The organism is Clostridium sp. AF35-15, assembly GCF_003477745.1.
Taxonomy (GTDB): domain Bacteria; phylum Bacillota; class Clostridia; order Lachnospirales; family Lachnospiraceae; genus Otoolea; species Otoolea fessa.
The window spans coordinates 229,490-247,453 of the sequence record NZ_QUDY01000002.1 but is presented as its reverse complement, the minus strand read 5'-3'; the positions used below and the strand labels follow the sequence as shown (position 1 = coordinate 247,453).

14 protein-coding genes and 1 riboswitch are annotated in these 17,964 nt (G+C 50.0%); of the genes, 4 read left to right on the top strand and 10 right to left on the bottom strand.

Going from position 1 to position 17,964, the window contains the following annotated elements; translation table 11 throughout:
• Positions 1–150: 150 nt before the first annotated feature.
• The 6 genes from DWZ76_RS04175 to gap form a co-directional block, all read right to left on the bottom strand.
• Complete coding sequence (locus DWZ76_RS04175; protein ID WP_118471980.1) at positions 151–1,665, bottom strand: ATP-binding protein; 1,515 nt, start codon at positions 1,663–1,665, stop codon at positions 151–153.
• Between the two features lie 108 nt (positions 1,666–1,773).
• Positions 1,774–2,649, bottom strand: coding sequence for a DegV family protein (locus DWZ76_RS04170; RefSeq protein WP_118472010.1), 876 nt, complete (start codon positions 2,647–2,649; stop codon positions 1,774–1,776).
• Between the two features lie 290 nt (positions 2,650–2,939).
• Positions 2,940–4,481 (bottom strand): 2,3-bisphosphoglycerate-independent phosphoglycerate mutase, encoded by a 1,542-nt coding sequence (gene gpmI, locus DWZ76_RS04165; RefSeq protein WP_118471978.1) that lies wholly within the window; start codon positions 4,479–4,481, stop codon positions 2,940–2,942.
• Between the two features lie 166 nt (positions 4,482–4,647).
• Positions 4,648–5,397, bottom strand: coding sequence for a triose-phosphate isomerase (gene tpiA / locus DWZ76_RS04160; protein ID WP_022359187.1), 750 nt, complete (start codon positions 5,395–5,397; stop codon positions 4,648–4,650).
• A gap of 24 nt (positions 5,398–5,421) precedes the next feature.
• Complete coding sequence (locus DWZ76_RS04155; protein WP_118471976.1) at positions 5,422–6,627, bottom strand: phosphoglycerate kinase; 1,206 nt, start codon at positions 6,625–6,627, stop codon at positions 5,422–5,424.
• 103 nt (positions 6,628–6,730) lie between these two features.
• A complete protein-coding gene (gap, locus tag DWZ76_RS04150; protein WP_022359484.1) occupies positions 6,731–7,744 on the bottom strand; it encodes a type I glyceraldehyde-3-phosphate dehydrogenase in 1,014 nt (337 codons plus the stop codon).
• Between the two features lie 539 nt (positions 7,745–8,283).
• Here gap and DWZ76_RS04145 point away from each other — a divergent pair.
• The 4 genes from DWZ76_RS04145 to DWZ76_RS04130 all read left to right on the top strand — a co-directional run bounded on the left by DWZ76_RS04145 (position 8,284) and on the right by DWZ76_RS04130 (position 13,690).
• On the top strand, positions 8,284–9,939 hold the full coding sequence (locus DWZ76_RS04145) for an ATP-binding protein (protein WP_118471974.1): 1,656 nt from the start codon (positions 8,284–8,286) through the stop codon (positions 9,937–9,939).
• Complete coding sequence (locus tag DWZ76_RS04140) at positions 9,932–10,627, top strand: response regulator (RefSeq protein WP_118471972.1); 696 nt, start codon at positions 9,932–9,934, stop codon at positions 10,625–10,627. The genes DWZ76_RS04145 and DWZ76_RS04140 overlap by 8 nt, the downstream gene beginning before the upstream one ends.
• A gap of 370 nt (positions 10,628–10,997) precedes the next feature.
• Positions 10,998–12,251 carry a sodium/glutamate symporter gene (locus DWZ76_RS04135; protein WP_107001073.1) on the top strand — a complete coding sequence of 418 codons (1,254 nt, stop codon included), beginning with the start codon at positions 10,998–11,000 and terminating at the stop codon, positions 12,249–12,251.
• A 416-nt stretch (positions 12,252–12,667) separates the two neighbouring features.
• Complete coding sequence (locus DWZ76_RS04130; protein WP_117795945.1) at positions 12,668–13,690, top strand: TAXI family TRAP transporter solute-binding subunit; 1,023 nt, start codon at positions 12,668–12,670, stop codon at positions 13,688–13,690.
• A 126-nt stretch (positions 13,691–13,816) separates the two neighbouring features.
• On the opposite strand, the gene ribE is transcribed toward DWZ76_RS04130, so the two are convergent.
• The 4 genes from ribE to ribD are packed head-to-tail and all read right to left on the bottom strand — an operon-like array spanning position 13,817 to position 17,387.
• Positions 13,817–14,287, bottom strand: coding sequence for a 6,7-dimethyl-8-ribityllumazine synthase (gene ribE, locus DWZ76_RS04125; RefSeq protein ID WP_022359479.1), 471 nt, complete (start codon positions 14,285–14,287; stop codon positions 13,817–13,819).
• 44 nt (positions 14,288–14,331) lie between these two features.
• A complete protein-coding gene (locus DWZ76_RS04120) occupies positions 14,332–15,534 on the bottom strand; it encodes a bifunctional 3,4-dihydroxy-2-butanone-4-phosphate synthase/GTP cyclohydrolase II (protein WP_107001076.1) in 1,203 nt (400 codons plus the stop codon).
• A 15-nt stretch (positions 15,535–15,549) separates the two neighbouring features.
• Positions 15,550–16,197, bottom strand: a complete 648-nt coding sequence (locus DWZ76_RS04115; protein WP_118471970.1) for a riboflavin synthase — start codon at positions 16,195–16,197, stop codon at positions 15,550–15,552.
• Positions 16,198–16,244: 47 nt separating this feature from the next.
• Positions 16,245–17,387: a bifunctional diaminohydroxyphosphoribosylaminopyrimidine deaminase/5-amino-6-(5-phosphoribosylamino)uracil reductase RibD gene (gene ribD, locus DWZ76_RS04110; RefSeq protein ID WP_118467254.1), complete on the bottom strand. Its 1,143-nt coding sequence runs from the start codon at positions 17,385–17,387 to the stop codon at positions 16,245–16,247.
• 365 nt (positions 17,388–17,752) lie between these two features.
• Positions 17,753–17,868: riboswitch (FMN riboswitch) on the bottom strand.
• Positions 17,869–17,964 lie beyond the last annotated feature (96 nt).

Genomic DNA, 17,964 nt, shown 5'->3' with positions numbered 1-17,964 from the left:
TGACCGCACATTCGAACACTGCAACACTCAAATACCGCAACATTCAAACACTGAAACATTCGAACACGGCAGCATTCAAACACCGAAATATTCGAACACCGCAGCACCAGCAACCCTCTCGAACCTCTAAACCGCCCAGAACCACGCTGTCTACGGAATATAATTCAACGGAATCCGCACCGTAAAGGTTGCTCCCTTGCCTTCTTCACTCTTCAGGCGGATCGCGCCCTGATGAAGAAGAATAATATTCTTCGTGATCGCAAGCCCCAGCCCGGTACCGCCTGTCTCGCGTGAGCGCGCCTTATCTACACGGTAAAAACGTTCAAATACGCGCTCCTGAAATTCCTTCGGGATTCCCACGCCATTATCCTCCACCTTCACATAAAAGAACTTGTGGTCAGCATCCAGCGTTACCCAGACTTTTCCCTCTTCGCGGTTATACTTGATCGCATTTTCCACCAGGTTCGAAAGTGCCAGGCTCAATTTTACCTCATCCACATCCGCCGATACTTCCCGCTTGCTCTCATATGTGATCTCAATGTTCCGCCGCTTCGCGATCGGGGTCAGACGTTTTAAAATCTGTTCCAGAAGGCCATTGATCGAAGTCTGTGCAATATTCAGATCCGGCGATGATTTATCCATTTTGACTAACGTCAGCAGATCATCGATAATCTTGCCCTCGCGGTCAATCTCCGCCGAAATATCCTGCATAAACTCCTGATATAACTCCGCCGGGGTGTTCTCCATCCCCATCAGAGAATCCGCCAGAACCCTTATCGAAGTCAGCGGTGTTTTCAGCTCATGCGACACATTGGAAACAAACTCCTGACGCGACTGATCCAGGTTTTTCAGCTTCCGGATGGTCTGCATGACTGCCTCCGAAATGTCCCGCGTCTCCCGGTACGTTTTTACATCAATATCCTGATCCAGATTTCCCTCTGCCACCATATCGAGCTGCTGCTGCAGGCGGCGGAATGGTTTCAGCAGGCAAGCCGCCGCCAATAAATCTGCGATCAGAATAAAACAGAACATAACGAGCTGCAAAAATCCCGTCTTCTGCACAATTTTCTCCTGCAAAAGTGCCGAATTTTCCGTGGATGCCATCAGAAGAAGGACTCCCTGCACGCCTGCCGTATTTTTCCCTTTTCCGGCTGCCACATCCGAATCGATCGGCGCTGCATCCGTGCTTTTTGCCTGAATCGGCTGCGCTACATAGAAATACTTTTTCTTCTGGTTCAAATAGCTGGAAGTTTCCCCGTCAAATGCCTTTAACACATCCGATACAACCAGCGTTTTCCCTCTGGAAAGATCAAATGTGTCTTTCAAAATCTTAAAGCTGTCGTCCACCAGCACGATTCTTCCGTTCATCAGATCCGCCGTTGTACTAAGTTCCGCATCCAGCGCCGGATTTGGATTTCCCGACAGCAGTACATTGATATAATCACTGCTGCGTATCTTGTTTGCTAAAATCAGACTCCGGTTCTGCGCTTCCGCCATCCGTTCTTCCACGTGGCTCTGGTAAAAATACCCCGATGTAAAACGAACCTGTACCAGAAGCGGAACCAGCGTCAGAATCAGAAAGGCGAGGAACAGAGGGATTCTCATCCCGATCGTGTGCTCCATCGCTTTCCATATCTTTCTTTTATGTTCTGCTATTCTTCTCATGTTCCTGTCCTGAACGATTACAATTCACGCGCTCTTACTTGGGTTGCTTAACTTCCTGACATTGGCTGTGAACTGTAACCCCGAAATGCTGCTCTGTAACTGCGTTTTTCACAACAACGATCCGATTTCAAGCTTCTTCGTTGCCGCAATCGCCAGCGCTCCCGGTCCGATATGGCAGGCTACACTTAAGGACAGCGGCTCTACACGGACTTCCGTCTCCGGGAAAAGTTCCCGAAGCTCGGCTGCCAGCTCCTGCGCCATCTCATCATTGTCGGTATGCGCTACATCAATATACGTTTTTTCTCCCGTCATATCATCAAACCGATTTTCCAGATCGCGGGTGATCGCCGTGATCATCATGGAACGCGCCTGTTTCATCGTCCGCGCCTTCGCAAATGCGTCCAGCTTCTCGCCCTGTATCGTCAGAACCGGTTTTAAACGGAGAAGTGTTCCGAGCGCTGCTGCCGCTGGTGTGATTCTACCGCCCTTTTTCAGATATTTTAATGTGTCAACCGTGATATAAATAGTTGAATCCAAACCTGTCTCTTCCAGCTTTTTGCAGATCGCCTCCGCGTCCATGCCGGCTGCCGCCATGTCAAGCGCATCCTGCACCGAACGGCGCTGGGTCACGGAAATCCTGTGATTATCCGCCACCTGTACTTTTCCGTCGAAATCATCTGCCAGCATCTTTGCCGTCTGGCAGGAGCTCGAAAGCCCGCTGGACATCGGGATGTGCACAACTGCATCGTATTCCTCCAAAAGTTTTTCCCAGAGATTTAAGATCGTCTCCGGGGACGGCTGGGATGTGCTCACATCGTGATCCCCGCTCAGATGCTCGTAAAATTCCTTCTGTGTCAAATTTATATCTTCCAGATACTCGGTTCCATCAATCATAAACGGCATCGGCAGGACATATACGCCCATCTCTTTCGCCTGTGCCTGTGTAATTCCGCTGTTGCTGTCTGTAACAACCGCTACCTTCATGCTTGTTTCCTCCTGTTTTCCCTGTGAATCTGCTGCCATCCCATTTTCCTTTCCGCATAACACTTTCTTTTCTAAAAATGTCTGCCCTGGAACAGCCTCCGAGCGGTTCACATAGATGATTTTATTTTATCCTATTTTCTTATGAAATGGAAGAGAGAAGTAACCAAAAACTGCCACAAAACAAGCCCCGACCATTTCTCTGTTCATGATCTTTTCTTGCTTTATGGCAGTTTTCCCGATTCTTATTGACGGTTATATTTATACTTTCCTAATATATTCGAAAATTCTCCCTATTTCACCAACAGCGACTCTCCCGTCATCTCCTTCGGCTTCTCAAGTCCCATCAGTTCAATCAGCGTCGGCACAATATCGCAGAGGCGTCCGCCCTCGCGCAGCTTGTACGCCGGGTCAGCGCCGACCAGGATAAACGGTACCTGATTGGTCGTATGAGCGGTCCACGGCTCGCCGGTTGCCTCATCGACCATCACCTCTGCATTACCGTGATCGGCGCAGATAAAGAGAACGCCTCCGGCTGCCTTGATGGCTTCAACTGCACGTCCTACGCAGGCATCGACAGTCTCAATCGCCTTGATCGCAGCCGACTCCACGCCCGTGTGACCTACCATATCCGGGTTTGCAAAATTGATGATAATGACATCATATTTGCCGGACTCAATCGCCTCCACCAGCTTATCGCACACGATCGGTGCGCTCATCTCCGGTTTCAGGTCGTAGGTCGGGACCTCCTTCGGAGACGGAACCAGAATGCGGTCCTCGCCCTCGTTCGGCTCTTCCACGCCGCCATTGAAGAAAAATGTTACGTGTGCATATTTCTCGGTCTCGGCGATACGTGCCTGCGTCATATGGTGCGCAGCCAGGAACTCTCCAAACGTGTTCTTAATCTCTTCCTTCTTGAACGCAATCAGCTTGTTCCCGATCGTCTCATCGTAATCGGTAAAGCATACAAACGTCAGGTCAAGCTTCTTCTCTCTCGCAAATCCGGTAAATCCCTCATCGCAGAATGCGCGGGTGATCTCTCTTGCACGGTCCGGACGGAAGTTGAAGAAAATGACGGAATCGCCATCCTGAATCGTTGCAATCGGCTTTCCGTCCTTCTCTACATAGAACGGTACGACGAACTCATCGTTTACCTCTTTATCATAGGATGCCTGAATGCCTGCACACGCACTTTCTGCCTTCTCACCCTCTGCCTTTGTCAGCACATCGTAAGCTTTCTGGACACGATCCCAGTTTTTATCACGGTCCATCGCATAGTAGCGTCCCATCACGGAAGCCACCTCGCCGATGCCAAGCTGCTGCATCTTCTTCTCTAATTCTGCTACGAACTCCTTGCCGGAGGTCGGCGGTGTATCACGTCCGTCCAGGAAACAGTGCACATACACTTTTTTAAGTCCCTGACGTTTTGCGAACTCCAGAAGTCCGAATAAATGGGTCAGATGGCTGTGAACGCCGCCGTCTGATACCAGTCCAAACAGATGCAGGGCGGAATCATTTTTCTTGCAGGTGTCTGCGGCTGCCAGAAATTCCGGATTTTCAAAGAAATCGCCATCCTCGATTGATTTCGTGATACGGGTCAGCTCCTGGTACACGATACGTCCGGCACCCATATTTAAATGTCCAACCTCCGAGTTACCCATCTGTCCGTCCGGCAGACCGACCGCCAGACCGCTGGCATTGCCGCGCACAAACGGGCACTGGCTCATCAGCTGATCCATGATCGGTGTCTTTGCCTCACACACGGCATTGTGCTCACAGGTATCTCTCATGCCGTATCCATCGAGAATCATTAATACGGTTGGCTTTTTTTTCATCTCTTTCTTCTTCCTTTCCTTCCATGAAATGAACCGTTTTTTCTGAAACAACCGGATGAACCAACAATTTTGATTGTTTCAGGTCAAAACCTTCACCTTCTTTTTTTACTGGCAAAAAGGGGACTGCCACGCCTCACACGTGCGACAGCCCCCTTTTACCCATCTCTTATTTATAATTTACAATCTTTCCAAAATCTGCCTTTAAGGATGCGCCGCCTACCAGACCGCCATCGATATCCGGCTGTGCAAACAGCTCCGGAGCCGATGCTGCAGATACAGAACCGCCGTACTGGATGCGGATCGCCTCTGCGGTCGCCTCATCGTACACTTCCTTGATACACGCACGGATCGCGCCGCACACTTCCTCAGCCTGCTCGGTGGTCGCTACCTTGCCGGTACCGATCGCCCAGATTGGCTCGTATGCAATCACAGCTGTCTTTGCCTGCTCTGCGGTCACATTCTGGAATGCGATCTTGATCTGCTGGCGGATCCAGTCAAGCGTGATGCCCTGCTCTCTCTGGGTCAGAGTCTCGCCGCAGCAAATGATCGGGGTCAGACCGTGCTCAAATGCTTTCAGTACCTTCTTATTGACCGTCTCATCGGTCTCTGCAAAGTATTCTCTGCGCTCGGAATGTCCGATAATCACGTATTTAACGCCTGCATCGGTCAGCATATTCGGGGAAATCTCGCCGGTGTAAGCACCTTTCTCCTCGAAATACATATTTTCAGCGCCGACTGCGATGTTGGTTCCCTCGCACGCTTTTACAACCGGGATAATATCAATCGCCGGTACGCAGAATACAACGTCTACATCTTCCGAAACAACGAGCGGCTTCAGAAGCTCTACCAGAGCTACTGCCTCCGACGGCGTCATGTTCATTTTCCAGTTGCCTGCTACGATCTTTCTTCTAGCCATGACTATTCTATTCCTCTTTTCTATTTATTTATCATTCGCTGCCGCTACGCCCGGAAGCTCTTTTCCCTCTAAGAATTCCAGGGAAGCGCCACCGCCGGTAGAAATATGGGTCATCTTGTCGCCAAATCCAAGCTGGTTGACCGCTGCTGCAGAATCGCCGCCGCCGATGATCGTGGTCGCTTCGGTGTCTGCCAGTGCTTTTGCAACTGCGATTGTACCCTGTGCCAGAGTCGGGTTCTCAAATACACCCATCGGTCCGTTCCATACAACTGTCTTAGCAGATTTTACGGTGTCTGCATACAGCTTTGCAGTTTCCGGTCCTATGTCAAGTCCCATCGTATCAGCCGGGATAGCGTCAACCGATACATTCTGTACCTCGATCGGTGCATCGATCGGATCCGGGAAGGATGCTGCTACAGCTGCATCAACCGGAAGAAGCAGTTTCTTGCCAAGCTTCGCCGCCTTCTCTACCATCTCACGGCAATAATCTAACTTTGTATCATCGACTAAGGATTTTCCAATCTCCTTGCCCTGTGCTTTTAAGAAGGTAAATGCCATGCCGCCGCCGATGATCAGCGTGTCGCACTTCTCCAGCAGGTTGGAGATAACGTTTAATTTATCGGCTACCTTCGCGCCGCCTAAAATGGCAACGAACGGGCGGACCGGGTTATCTACTGCATTTCCAAGGAAATCTATCTCTTTCTGCATCAGGTAACCAACTACTGCGGTGTCCACATACTGGGTCACGCCTACGTTTGAGCAGTGTGCGCGGTGTGCAGTACCAAATGCATCGTCCACATAGACATCACACAGGGATGCCAGATCCTTGCTGAACGCCTCACCGTTCTTGGTTTCCTCGGCACGGTAACGGGTGTTCTCAAGCAGAACAACCTCGCCATCCTTCATCGCCTCAACGGCTGCCTTTGCGTTCGCTCCAACCACTTCCGGATCGGCTGCAAATTTCACTTCCTGTCCCAGAAGTTCAGACAGACGAACGGCTACCGGTGCCAGAGACAGCTCCGGCTTCGGCTCTCCCTTCGGTTTGCCAAGATGGGAGCAGAGAATTACCTTTCCGCCGTCCGCAATCAGTTTTTTGATCGTCGGAAGCGCTGCCACCAGACGGTTTTCATCGGTGATCTTTCCTTCTTTTAACGGTACGTTGAAATCACAGCGTACCAGAACGCGTTTGCCCTTTACATTGATATCATCCACGGATTTTTTATTCAGCATATCCTGTCTCCTTTACATTATAAAAGAATAAAAAACAGGTCCGGTCCCGACCGAGGACCGGACCCATCTTGAATCCTTATGATTTTCTATCGAATCGATAAAATTATGCCAGCTCTGCGAAGTATTTGATTGTACGAACCATCTGGCTTGTGTAGGAGTTCTCGTTGTCATACCAGGAAACAACCTGTACCTGATATAAGTCATCACCGATCGGAGATACCATAGTCTGTGTAGAATCAAACAGGGAACCATAGCGGATACCTACGATATCGGAAGAAACGATCTCATCCTCGTTGTAGCCGAAGGACTCAGTCTGAGCTGCCTTCATAGCCTCGTTGATAGCTTCCTTAGTAACGTCAGCTTTCTTAACAACGGCTGTCAGAATAGTAGTGGAACCAGTCGGAACCGGAACACGCTGTGCGGAACCGATGAGCTTGCCGTTTAATTCCGGAATAACCAGACCGATCGCTTTTGCAGCACCGGTGGAGTTCGGAACGATGTTGACAGCGCCTGCTCTTGCTCTTCTTAAATCGCCTTTTCTGTGCGGTCCGTCCAGAATCATCTGATCGCCTGTGTAAGCGTGGATGGTGGACATGATACCGGACTGAATCGGAGCATAATCGTTTAATGCCTTAGCCATCGGAGCCAGGCAGTTAGTTGTACAGGATGCTGCGGAGATAATCTTATCTTCCGGTTTCAGTGTCTTGTGGTTTACATTGTATACGATAGTCGGAAGGTCATTGCCTGCCGGTGCGGAGATAACGACTTTCTTAGCGCCTGCATCGATATGTGCCTGTGCTTTTGCCTTGGATGTATAGAATCCGGTACACTCCAGAACTACGTCTACACCAATCTCGCCCCACGGAAGTTCAGCAGCGTTTGCCTTTGCGTAGATAGTAATCTTCTTGCCATCTACTACAATATAATCTTCGCCAGCTTCTACCGTATGTCCATCGTATCTGCCCTGAGCAGAATCATACTTTAACAGGTGAGCTAACATTTTCGGATTTGTCAGATCGTTGATAGCTACGACTTCGTAACCCTCAGCGCCAAACATCTGTCTGAAAGCCAGACGACCAATACGACCAAAACCATTAATTGCAACTTTTACTGCCATGATCTCATTCCTCCTAGAAATTCATCTTCATGATTGTTAAATATTAATCAACCCTGTTTGTATTGTACCCAACTTTTCCTAAAATAGCAAGTGGTTTTTTGTAAATTTTGCAGCAAATATTCAGTATTTTCTCTCTTGCTGCGCACAACTTCGACGGATTGTCATACCTTAAATGGAATTTTGTGCTGGCAGCCTTAATTTTGCATAATTTTTTAACCAAATGCTCTAATTCGAACTATTCTCATTTTAATCGATCTCTTCTTGTTTTTCAACCTTTTTCCGTGGCTTCGCATTTGAATACGGCAAATTCCTGCTGCCACCACGTTTTCTTACGGCACTTTCGGTTCCAAAAGTGCCTACCCGTGAACAATAACCCGGCCACTTTGCAATTCGCCATCCAGCGCCTTGTAAACTTTCACACTTTCTTGCAGATCGTTTCTTTTTTTACTATAATAACTTTAATCATCGTTTTGGTTTACACATTTTGCAGACCGGATCAACTCATTTCCTACATCAAATAAATTCCGGAGGTTTTATATATGAAGATAAAGGAAGGAAAATCAGCGCTGGAACAGAATCTGTACCGATCCTTTCTGCTCCTTTCCGCTACCCTGGTGCTCATCTCACTTGGTTTTACTCTGTTTTTTGATATTTCCAGACAGCGAAAGGATATGGACAAACTGATCAGCGGTACTGCTTCTTATATTGCTGCAATTCCGGATGTCGCCGCCATGCTGGAAAACGGCTATCCTGATTCCACCGTGACCCGCGACCTGGATTCTCTTTCTTTGAATATACCAGATATCAATGTCATCCTCATCAGTGATAAAAACGGACTGCGCTTTTACCACACGAACCGTCTGAAAACCGGCGATTCCTACGTGGCAGGTGACGAGGACGCTATTCTGGCAGGAAGCGATCCATATATCACAACCGGCTACGGCACGCACGGCATGCAGCGGCGCGCCTTTCACGCAGTAAAAAACAGCAGCGGAGAGATCGTCGGTTTTGTAATGGTTTCCCTGTTCACCGCTACTCTGTCCGCCCAGCACCGCAGTCTGCTGTTCTTTTATATAATTATATTCCTGATCATGATGATCGTCAGCATTTCCCTGACGCACACAATGTTCTCCCTGCTGCGCGACTCCCTGTTGGGATATGACCCGGAAGAACTCGTCAATATTTATACCCGCCAGGATGAGGTCATGAATATGATCGACGAGGGACTTGCCGCAACCGATCTGGACGGCAGAATTCTCTTTGCCAACCAGAAAGTTTCCACGATACTCGGTCGTCCTGCAAACGATCCTCCGCTCACCCACTTAACGATTCAGGAATTGTTTCCACAGACCGCTTTCGATCAGGTCATAAAAACCGGCGAAAGTGTAACGCACGAGAGCATCAGCTTCGCCGGACGCCAGCTCATCGTCAAGGAGGTGCCGATCCATGGACGCGGCAAACAGGCGCACCGGGGTGTCCTGATCGTTTTATTTGACCGCACCGACCTCCTGCGTCTCTCCGACGAGCTTTCCGGCGCCCACAATATGTTGGACACGCTGCGCGCGTTCAACCATGAATTTTTAAATAAGCTGCACATCATTCTCGGCTACCTACAGACCGGGGAGATTCAGCAGGCGATGAATTTTATCACCAACAGCAACCTTGTCTCCAGCCAGTCCGTCCGTGAGACAGCCAACTGCATCCGCGTTCCGAAAATCTGTGCGCTTGTGATCGGGAAAATGATGCACGCCGCTGAGCTTGGCATCCGCCTGCAAGTCAGCGCCGACAGCACCTGCCGCGACCATGATCTGCTGATCCCGGTGGAAGGATTTGTCACCATTCTCGGCAATCTGATGGAAAATGCCATTGAAGAGCTAAGCCACGATCACACCGCCAGTCCGGATGTCATTAACGCATCTGAAAGCCCGCGCGAGATCCACATCGGCATCTACTGCCGCCCAGACGTCAACATCATCACCTGCGAGGACACCGGGCACGGCATACAGCCGGAGCTGCTCGATCATATTTTCGAAAAAGGTGTTTCCTCCAAGGGCGAGAACCGCGGAACCGGGCTTTTCCTGGTTCATGAGCTGATGGAGGAGTACGGCGGAACCATTGATATCGACACAGAGCCTGGCGAGGGCACCTGCTTCACCCTGACATTTACCCGAAAGGAGACAGAATCTAATGTATAAAGTCATTATTATAGAAGATGATCCGATGGTTGCATCCATCAATAAACAGTACGTCGAGCTGACCTCCTCTTTTCACGTGGAGGCAACTTTCAAAAACGGCATCCTTGCCCTGCAGTATCTGCAGAACTGCACGGTTGACCTGGTTATTCTCGACTACTACACGCCTCAGATGAACGGCGACGAATTTATCGACCAACTCCACGCGGCTGGCATGACCCCTGCGATCATTATGGTAACCTCTGCCAACGACGCAGAGACCGTCCGCCGGCTTATTTCCCGCGGCGTCACCGATTATCTCGTCAAACCATTTGAATATGACCGTTTCAAAGCTGCCCTGGAACGATTTGCGAAACGTCAGGAGGAATTGAAAACATCGGCATCCGCTTCTGACCTGGGACAGGCGGAGATCGACCGCCTCTTCTCCGTCCCGGATGTCTCCTCCCAGAGCGCTCCGCTGACAAAGGGTCTAAATGAACGCACCCTTGGACTGATCCGTCTCTTTCTCTCCGAACATCCGGAGGAGGTCTGGTCCAGCGAACAGATTTCGGAACAGGTTCATTTGTCCCGTATTACAGTCCGGCGGTACTTAAATTACTTAGTCGAAACCAACGAACTGGTCAGCATGATCGATTACCAGACCGGTGGACGCCCTTCTATTAAATATAGATATTCCGTAACTGTTCAGTAGGTCTGCGCATTTACTGCGCTGACCGTACGAAAACATGGGCCAGCAGGCAAAAATCCCATTGCCGCAGGCAATTTTTAATGGATTTTTGCGCGTGACTGTGAAGGTACTGAACAGTTACGATATTCCGGAAAATAAGAGCCACTTCGTTTTCCAGCAATATACAGGTTTTTCCTGCCTTTTCGCGGCTACAGCTGTACAGATTCATCATAGAACCGTATCTATACTGCAGTCGCTTTCTTATAGTCATTTTTATTTACAATACTTACAAAACTGTATTTAAAATTACATAAATTGACTTCCCTTTTTCAATCTTATAAACTGCTTATAAAAGAAATAAACAAATTCTTAAAAAAGAATGGAGGGAAGTTCTATGTTAGAACACATTATGGGGTACTTTGGAACTTACACACCGGCAGCGGACGGTGCGATTGCTACATTCCAGTTCGAGTATCTGACCACACTTGGTTTCGCAGCCATCGTTATCTTCTTAGGACGCGCGATTGTCGCTCACAGCGCCCTGCTCAGAAAATATGCAATACCGGCCCCGGTTATTTCCGGTATCATCTTTTCTGTTGTTGTATCTATCATCAAGGGTTCCGGAATCATCGGTTTTTCCTTTGATGCAAAAATCGTGAAAGACTTATGCCAGAACTTATTCTTCCTGTGCGTAGGTTTCGGCTTCAGCTACAAGATGTTAAAGCATGCAGGCGGAAAGCTTTGTATCGCAATCGCAGTTGCAGCCTGTGTCCTGATTACCTTACAGGATGTCGTTGGTTACCTGGTAGGCAGCGCCATCGGTCTTCATCCGCTTCTGGCTCTGCAGTGTTCTTCCTCAGCTATGTCCGGCGGTGTTGGTACTGCTTCTGCATTTGGTCCTATCTTCGAGAACATGGGTGCTCCGGATGCAACCACAGTCGGTGTAGCAGCCGGTACTATGGGCAACATCATGGGTTCCTTAATCGGTGGCCCGGTTGCAGCTTTCCTGATTTCCCGTCACGGTCTGAAATCTGACCCGAACGACAGACCGGAATCCGCAAAAGCAGGTTCAGCAGCTGTTCTTAACAACACCCGTATGATCAAAGCATTTGCCCTGTCTCTGCTTGTAGCAGCACTTGGTATGCCGATCTACTGCCTGTTAGACAACATCCCAATGATCGAGATGCCGAAATTCATCGGCTGTCTGTTCGCAGGTGCTATCGCAAGAAACATCATGGATGCAGCTGGTATCGAATTCCCGGTTCCGGAGATCGACGCTATCGAGCATATGTTCCTGGAACTCTACCTGGCACTGGTTCTGATGACCATCGATATCACAAAGCTGGCTCCGGTAGCTGGTCAGATGGGTATCATCCTCCTTGCACAGGCTATCCTGATGGCACTCTTTGCAATCTTCGTATCCTTCAACGTATTTGGCCGCGATTACGGTGCAGCTGTTATGGCAGCTGGTAACTGTGGATGGGGCTGTGGTTCAGGTCCGAACGCAGTAGCAAACGAGAAAGCCGTTATGGATCAGTATGGATGGCACACCGTTGCTTGGGTTCTGTATCCGTCCTTCGCAGTTATCATCGACGATATTTACAACCCGATTTTCCTTTCCATCTTCTCCAGCCTGATTACAAAATAATCACTGAGACGAGATAGGAACACTTCATATAAGACATCTTTTATATAACAACATACCTAAAGCTCAATTGAAAATGTAACCTGAAAGAAGAGCGTCCGGTTCCCCCACATAAACCGGACGCTCTTTTTTGTTACTGTTCACGCATACGTGCCCAGTAACGGAATTTGCCGTGGCTTCGCATTTAAATACGGCAAATTCCTGCTGCCACCACGTTTTCTTACGGCACTTTCGGTTCCAAAAGTGCCTACCTGTGAACAGTTACATTTATATTTTCCTCTTCCTTGGTCTTGTCTTATCACTGTTTTTTATGTTATACTTTTATAGAGTTTTAATATTCTTTTAATCGCTAAGGCAGCATTCGACAGAACCGCTGCGTTTTTTTCTATATACTGATAAACTACGAAAAGGTGAGATCTATGAAAATAAAAAAACTGGTAAAATTGGCACCAATGATGCTTCTTACCTTCCTGCTCGGACTTTCCGGCTGTTCCGGCAGCACCTCCGCAGATGCGCGGGTCAACGACCATCCCAACGAAGCAGACGAAGAGCTGCACGTTCTGACCATCGGAACTGCCGACAGCGGCGGAACCATGTACCCGGTTGGCAGTGCCATCGCCTCTGTTTTAAGCGGACATGATGAACAGCTCAAGGTCAATTTAAGCGCCTCCAACGGTTCCTACACGAACGTGGAAAATATCAAAAACGGACAATTTGATATGGGACTGGTCAGCGGCGATGTGGCATTTTCCGCCTATCAGGGAACGGACGAATTTTCCGGTCATCCGGTCGAATCCCTGCGGGCGATCGGGGCCGTCTATTCAAGCCTGTCCACCTGGATGGCGCCGGAATCCGAGCATATCTCCTACGTTCATGAACTCGCCGGACACCACATTGCCGTCGGACCAGAAGGATCCACCACGGAGCTTTCCGCCCGCACCGCTCTCAAGGCAGCCGGGCTCAATATTGCCAACACTGCCCTTGAAAACTACAGCTTCTCCGCCAGCGTGGACTCTGTCTTAAACGGTAAACTCGACGCCGTCCACAGCTTCGCCGGAATCCCGGTCCACAGCCTGACCGACCTGGCCAGCCAGACGCCCTGCCGCCTGCTGGAGTACACTGACGAAGAACTGCAAAAAATTCTTGCAGCCAGCCCCTTCTACGTCCGCGCCACCGTCCCAGCCGGTACCTATCCGGGACAAACCGAGACACTGAAAACCTTCGGAATCAAATGCCTTCTCTGCGTGGACGCATCCATGGACGAACAGCTGGTCTACACCATCACCAAGATTCTCGACGAATCCCGTGAAGAACTGATCAGCGCCCACCCCTCCTTAAGTAACTTATCTGATCCGGAATATATATGCAGCCAGCTTCCTATTCCGCTGCATCCGGGAGCTGAGAAATATTATACGGAACAGGGGCTGTTGAAAACAGAGTAACATGATAGCAAACAAAAACAGGTAACACCAAAACCTGGCGCATGGACGAATTTTCCTAAGACAAAAAACCAGGGCTGCAGCATTCCGCAGTCCTGGCTTTTTCGATGCCCGATTACCTGATTATTTTTACTTCCGGATCTCCCGCAGCAAATTCACCATCTCGATTGCTCCCATCGCGCAGTCAAATCCCTTATTTCCGCTCTTTGTTCCCGCTCTCTCGATCGCCTGCTCGATCGTATCCGTCGTCAGCACACCGAACATAACCGGCACGCTGCTTGCCAGAGAAACCTGTGCGATTCCTTTCGAAACCTCGCTGCACACATAATCATAATGGCTTGTGCTTCCACGGATAACTGCACCCACGCAGATCACCGCATCATACTTTCCGCACTTCGCCATCTCCGACGCAATCAGCGGAATCTCAAAAGCACCTGGAACCCACGCAACATCTACATCCTCCTCCGAGACATTGTGACGACGCAGCGCATCCTGCGCGCCTGCAACCAGTTTCGAGGTGATAAACTCATTGAATCGTGCCGCCACAATTCCGATCCTCATATTATTTTCCGCTACTACGTTTCCTTCAAATGTACGCATAAGTACCATCCTTTCCGACGATCTATTTTCGCCTGTCACTTTTTCTATTTAAAATTCAAAATATGTCCCATCCGCGCCTGCTTCGTTTTCAGGTAAAATCCATCATACGGCGTTGCCTCCATCTGAATCGGCACGCGCTCCTTGATTTCCATGCCAAAATCCGAAAGCTGATATACCTTATCCGGGTTATTGGTCAGAAGACGCAGCGTCTTGATTCCCAGATCCTTTAAAATCTGCGCCCCAATGTAGTATTCCCGCAGATCGCCCTTAAATCCCAGCGCCAGGTTCGCATCCAGCGTATCCATGCCGCCATCCTGCAGCTTGTAGGCGCGCAGCTTATTTAAAAGCCCGATGCCGCGTCCCTCCTGCCGCATATAAAGGAGAACGCCTCGTCCCTCTTTCTCAATCTGGGTCATCGCCGACGCAAGCTGCTGTCCGCAGTCACACCGCAGGGAACCAAATGCATCGCCGGTCAGGCACTCCGAATGCACGCGGCAGAGTACATCTTTCCCATCTCCGATATCGCCCTTGACGAGTGCCACATGGTGTTCTCCATTTAAGAGATTCAGGTAGCCATACGCGCGGAATTCGCCGTATTTCGTCGGCATCCGCGTCTCTGCCACACACTCGACCAGCTTTTCATGTCTCTTGCGGTACTCCTGCAGCTGTTTAATGGAAATCATCGCCAGACCCCATTGTTCTGCCATCGCAAATAATTCTTCCGACCGCATCATCGTTCCATCCTCGCGCATGATCTCGCAGCACAGACCGCATTCCGGCAGCCCTGCAAGCCGCATCAGGTCTACCGTCGCCTCTGTGTGACCGTTGCGCTCCAGAATGCCGTTTTTCTTCGCCATCAGCGGAAACATATGTCCCGGACGGCGGAAATCCTCCGGCTTTGTGTCCGGATCCACGCACGCGCGCGCCGTAATACCGCGCTCCTCGGCAGAAATACCGGTGGTCGTCGTTTTATGGTCGATCGATACGGTAAACGCCGTCTCATGGTTATCCGTGTTATCCATCACCATCTGTGGGAATTGCAGCTTCCGGCAGATTTCTGCGCTCATCGGCATACAGATTAAGCCCTTCGCATGCGTCGCCATGAAATTGACATTTTCTGTCGTGGCAAAACTTGCCGCGCAGATAAGATCGCCTTCGTTTTCGCGATCCTCGTCATCCGTAACCAGGATTAAATGTCCCTGTTTCAGCTCGTCCAGAGCCTTTTCAACTGTATCAAACTGCTTCATTGTTCTCCTCCTCTATTAAAATCCATATCGCTGCAGAAATTCTCTTGTCATGCCCTTTCCTGCCTTATCCTCTTCTTCTACTCCCATCAGCTTCGCCACATACTTTCCAATGCAGTCATTTTCCAGATTGACGATATCGCCTGCCCTCTTAAACGCAAGCGCTGTCTCCTGCAGTGTATGCGGGATGATGGAAACGGAAAATGATACGTGATCCACCCGTGCGACCGTCAGGCTGATTCCGTCGATCGCGATCGATCCTTTTTCCACAATCAGCCGCAGAATCGGTTCTGGGGCCTGAATCGTATACCAGACGGCATTTCCGTCCCGGCGCACATCCCGGATGGTTCCAGTTCCATCGATGTGACCGGAGACGATATGTCCGCCAAACCGTCCGCCCGCCAGCATCGCCCGCTCCAGATTGACCGGGCTTTTGACACCCAGCGCCCCCAGGGACGAACGGTTCAGCGTCTCATGCATTACATCCGCACAGAAATAATCTCTCCCAAATGACGTGACCGTCAGACACACACCGTTGACCGCAATGCTGTCGCCCAGATGAACATCCGAGAGCACCTTGGACGCAGCAACCGTCAGCCGTGCCGAGACTGCCTGGCGCTCAATCGCACGGATCCTTCCCACTTCCTCTATGATTCCTGTGAACATCTTTTCTCCTTTTCAAATCAGCGATTTTTTCCCGTTCTAACACCGCCTCATGCATCTTGACCGGACACCTCATATTCCAGCAGCAGATCCTCTCCCAGCCACACTGCCTCCGGCTTTTTAAGAAGAAATGCCTCCGGCGGCGCATCCACACCGGTTCCCCTCACCGGGGTCGGGGCGCCTGCCCCTCCGAAAATCTTCGGTGCAATGTAGGCCTGCACCCGGTTCACAAGCCCTGCCTTTAAAAACGACCATGCCAGCGTCCCGCCGCTCTCGACCATCACGCTGTCCACTTTTTCCTCGCCCAGCCGCTGCATCATCGCCTGCAAATCCAGTTCTCCCTCTTTTGCCGGGACACTTAAAACACGACAGCCGGCGTCCTCATATGCTTTCTTTCTTCCGGCATCCGATACCGCCGTCACAATCCAGGTCGGTGTCTCCCGCGCGGTCTGTACCACGGTCGATGAAAGCGGCGTCCGAAGCTTCGTATCTGCAATCACCCGGATCGGATTTTTCCCTCCCGGAATCCGGCAGGTCAGCTGCGGATTGTCCGCCAGCACCGTCGAAACGCCAGTCAGAATCGCCATATAACGCCCGCGGTCCTCATGCACCCGCTTCCGCGCCGCCTCGCCCGTGATCCACTGGGATTTACCCAACACCGTCGCTGTCTTTCCGTCGAGTGTCATCGCGTATTTCAGCACCGTAAACGGAAGTTTCGTCCGCATGAAATGGAAGAACACCTCATTCTGCCGTTCACACTCTCCGCGTAAAACTCCGGCCACCACTTCCAGCCCTTTTTCCCTCAGAAGCCGGATGCCGCGCCCTGCCACCACCGGATTCGGATCCGTGCAGCCGACAATCACGCGCTTCACCCCGGATGCCAGCACCGCTTCCGTACACGGCGGCTGTTTTCCGGTGTGACAGCAGGGTTCCAGCGTCACATACAAATCTGCTCCCGCCGTCTCTTCGCCTCGCTCTGCCGCATTCTTAAATGCCTCCCGTTCTGCATGAAGCTGTCCATATCGTGTATGATATCCCTCGCCGATGATGCGTCCATCCTTTACCAGCACCGCGCCGACCATCGGATTCGGATTGACCCATCCGTGCCCTTTTTCTGCCAGTGCTAACGCCTGCTTCATATATTCCCGATCCTGTAGCTGCTCACCGGGAACCTTTACATGGATTCGTTCCATCTTTTTCCCCACCTTTCTATCAAAAGAATGTGCCAAGGCACATTCTCGCACCGAATGCGGTCGCCTGCGACATATTTCTGCTTCGCGCAAGTGTGCATCCTCACGGAGCGTTTTTTGTTTCATATGATACAATTTTCTATTGAAACAAAAAAGCCCTGAAATGTGAAATACTTTTATTTTCACATCTCAGGGCTTATAATTTCTATTTTATAATATCTTTCATGATATTAATTATCGTAAATATTTTTTTACATCCATTCTCGATGACTTTTCTCTCTCTTTTGCCATAGCGGTATATATCCGCCATATCCATCATCCGGGGGAGTGTATCTGGAAGCTTCCCGGCACCGCCGTTTTTATTTACGTTTTCTCTTCTTTCATCCAGACTATACAGTCGGTTTTGGAATTGCACCAAATCATGCGCCATGCGCTCGCGGACTTTACCGCCGGTCGGGAATTACACCCTGCCCTGAAGATATCGTTATTTTGTTGTCATTCATTATCTGTATTGCATTATAGATCCAGAGAATCCGTTTGTCAATCCATTATTTTTTTCATTTATTGATTGATGACAACG

Bases quoted from the DNA above. Each gene is read 5' to 3' on its own strand.
- DWZ76_RS04175 (WP_118471980.1), bottom strand. From the start codon at position 1,665: ATGAGAAGAATAGCAGAACATAAAAGAAAGATATGGAAAGCGATGGAG.
- DWZ76_RS04170 (WP_118472010.1), bottom strand. From the start codon at position 2,649: ATGAAGGTAGCGGTTGTTACAGACAGCAACAGCGGAATTACACAGGCA.
- gpmI (WP_118471978.1), bottom strand. From the start codon at position 4,481: ATGAAAAAAAAGCCAACCGTATTAATGATTCTCGATGGATACGGCATG.
- tpiA (WP_022359187.1), bottom strand. From the start codon at position 5,397: ATGGCTAGAAGAAAGATCGTAGCAGGCAACTGGAAAATGAACATGACG.
- DWZ76_RS04155 (WP_118471976.1), bottom strand. From the start codon at position 6,627: ATGCTGAATAAAAAATCCGTGGATGATATCAATGTAAAGGGCAAACGC.
- gap (WP_022359484.1), bottom strand. From the start codon at position 7,744: ATGGCAGTAAAAGTTGCAATTAATGGTTTTGGTCGTATTGGTCGTCTG.
- DWZ76_RS04145 (WP_118471974.1), top strand. From the start codon at position 8,284: ATGAAGATAAAGGAAGGAAAATCAGCGCTGGAACAGAATCTGTACCGA.
- DWZ76_RS04140 (WP_118471972.1), top strand. From the start codon at position 9,932: ATGTATAAAGTCATTATTATAGAAGATGATCCGATGGTTGCATCCATC.
- DWZ76_RS04135 (WP_107001073.1), top strand. From the start codon at position 10,998: ATGTTAGAACACATTATGGGGTACTTTGGAACTTACACACCGGCAGCG.
- DWZ76_RS04130 (WP_117795945.1), top strand. From the start codon at position 12,668: ATGAAAATAAAAAAACTGGTAAAATTGGCACCAATGATGCTTCTTACC.
- ribE (WP_022359479.1), bottom strand. From the start codon at position 14,287: ATGCGTACATTTGAAGGAAACGTAGTAGCGGAAAATAATATGAGGATC.
- DWZ76_RS04120 (WP_107001076.1), bottom strand. From the start codon at position 15,534: ATGAAGCAGTTTGATACAGTTGAAAAGGCTCTGGACGAGCTGAAACAG.
- DWZ76_RS04115 (WP_118471970.1), bottom strand. From the start codon at position 16,197: ATGTTCACAGGAATCATAGAGGAAGTGGGAAGGATCCGTGCGATTGAG.
- ribD (WP_118467254.1), bottom strand. From the start codon at position 17,387: ATGGAACGAATCCATGTAAAGGTTCCCGGTGAGCAGCTACAGGATCGG.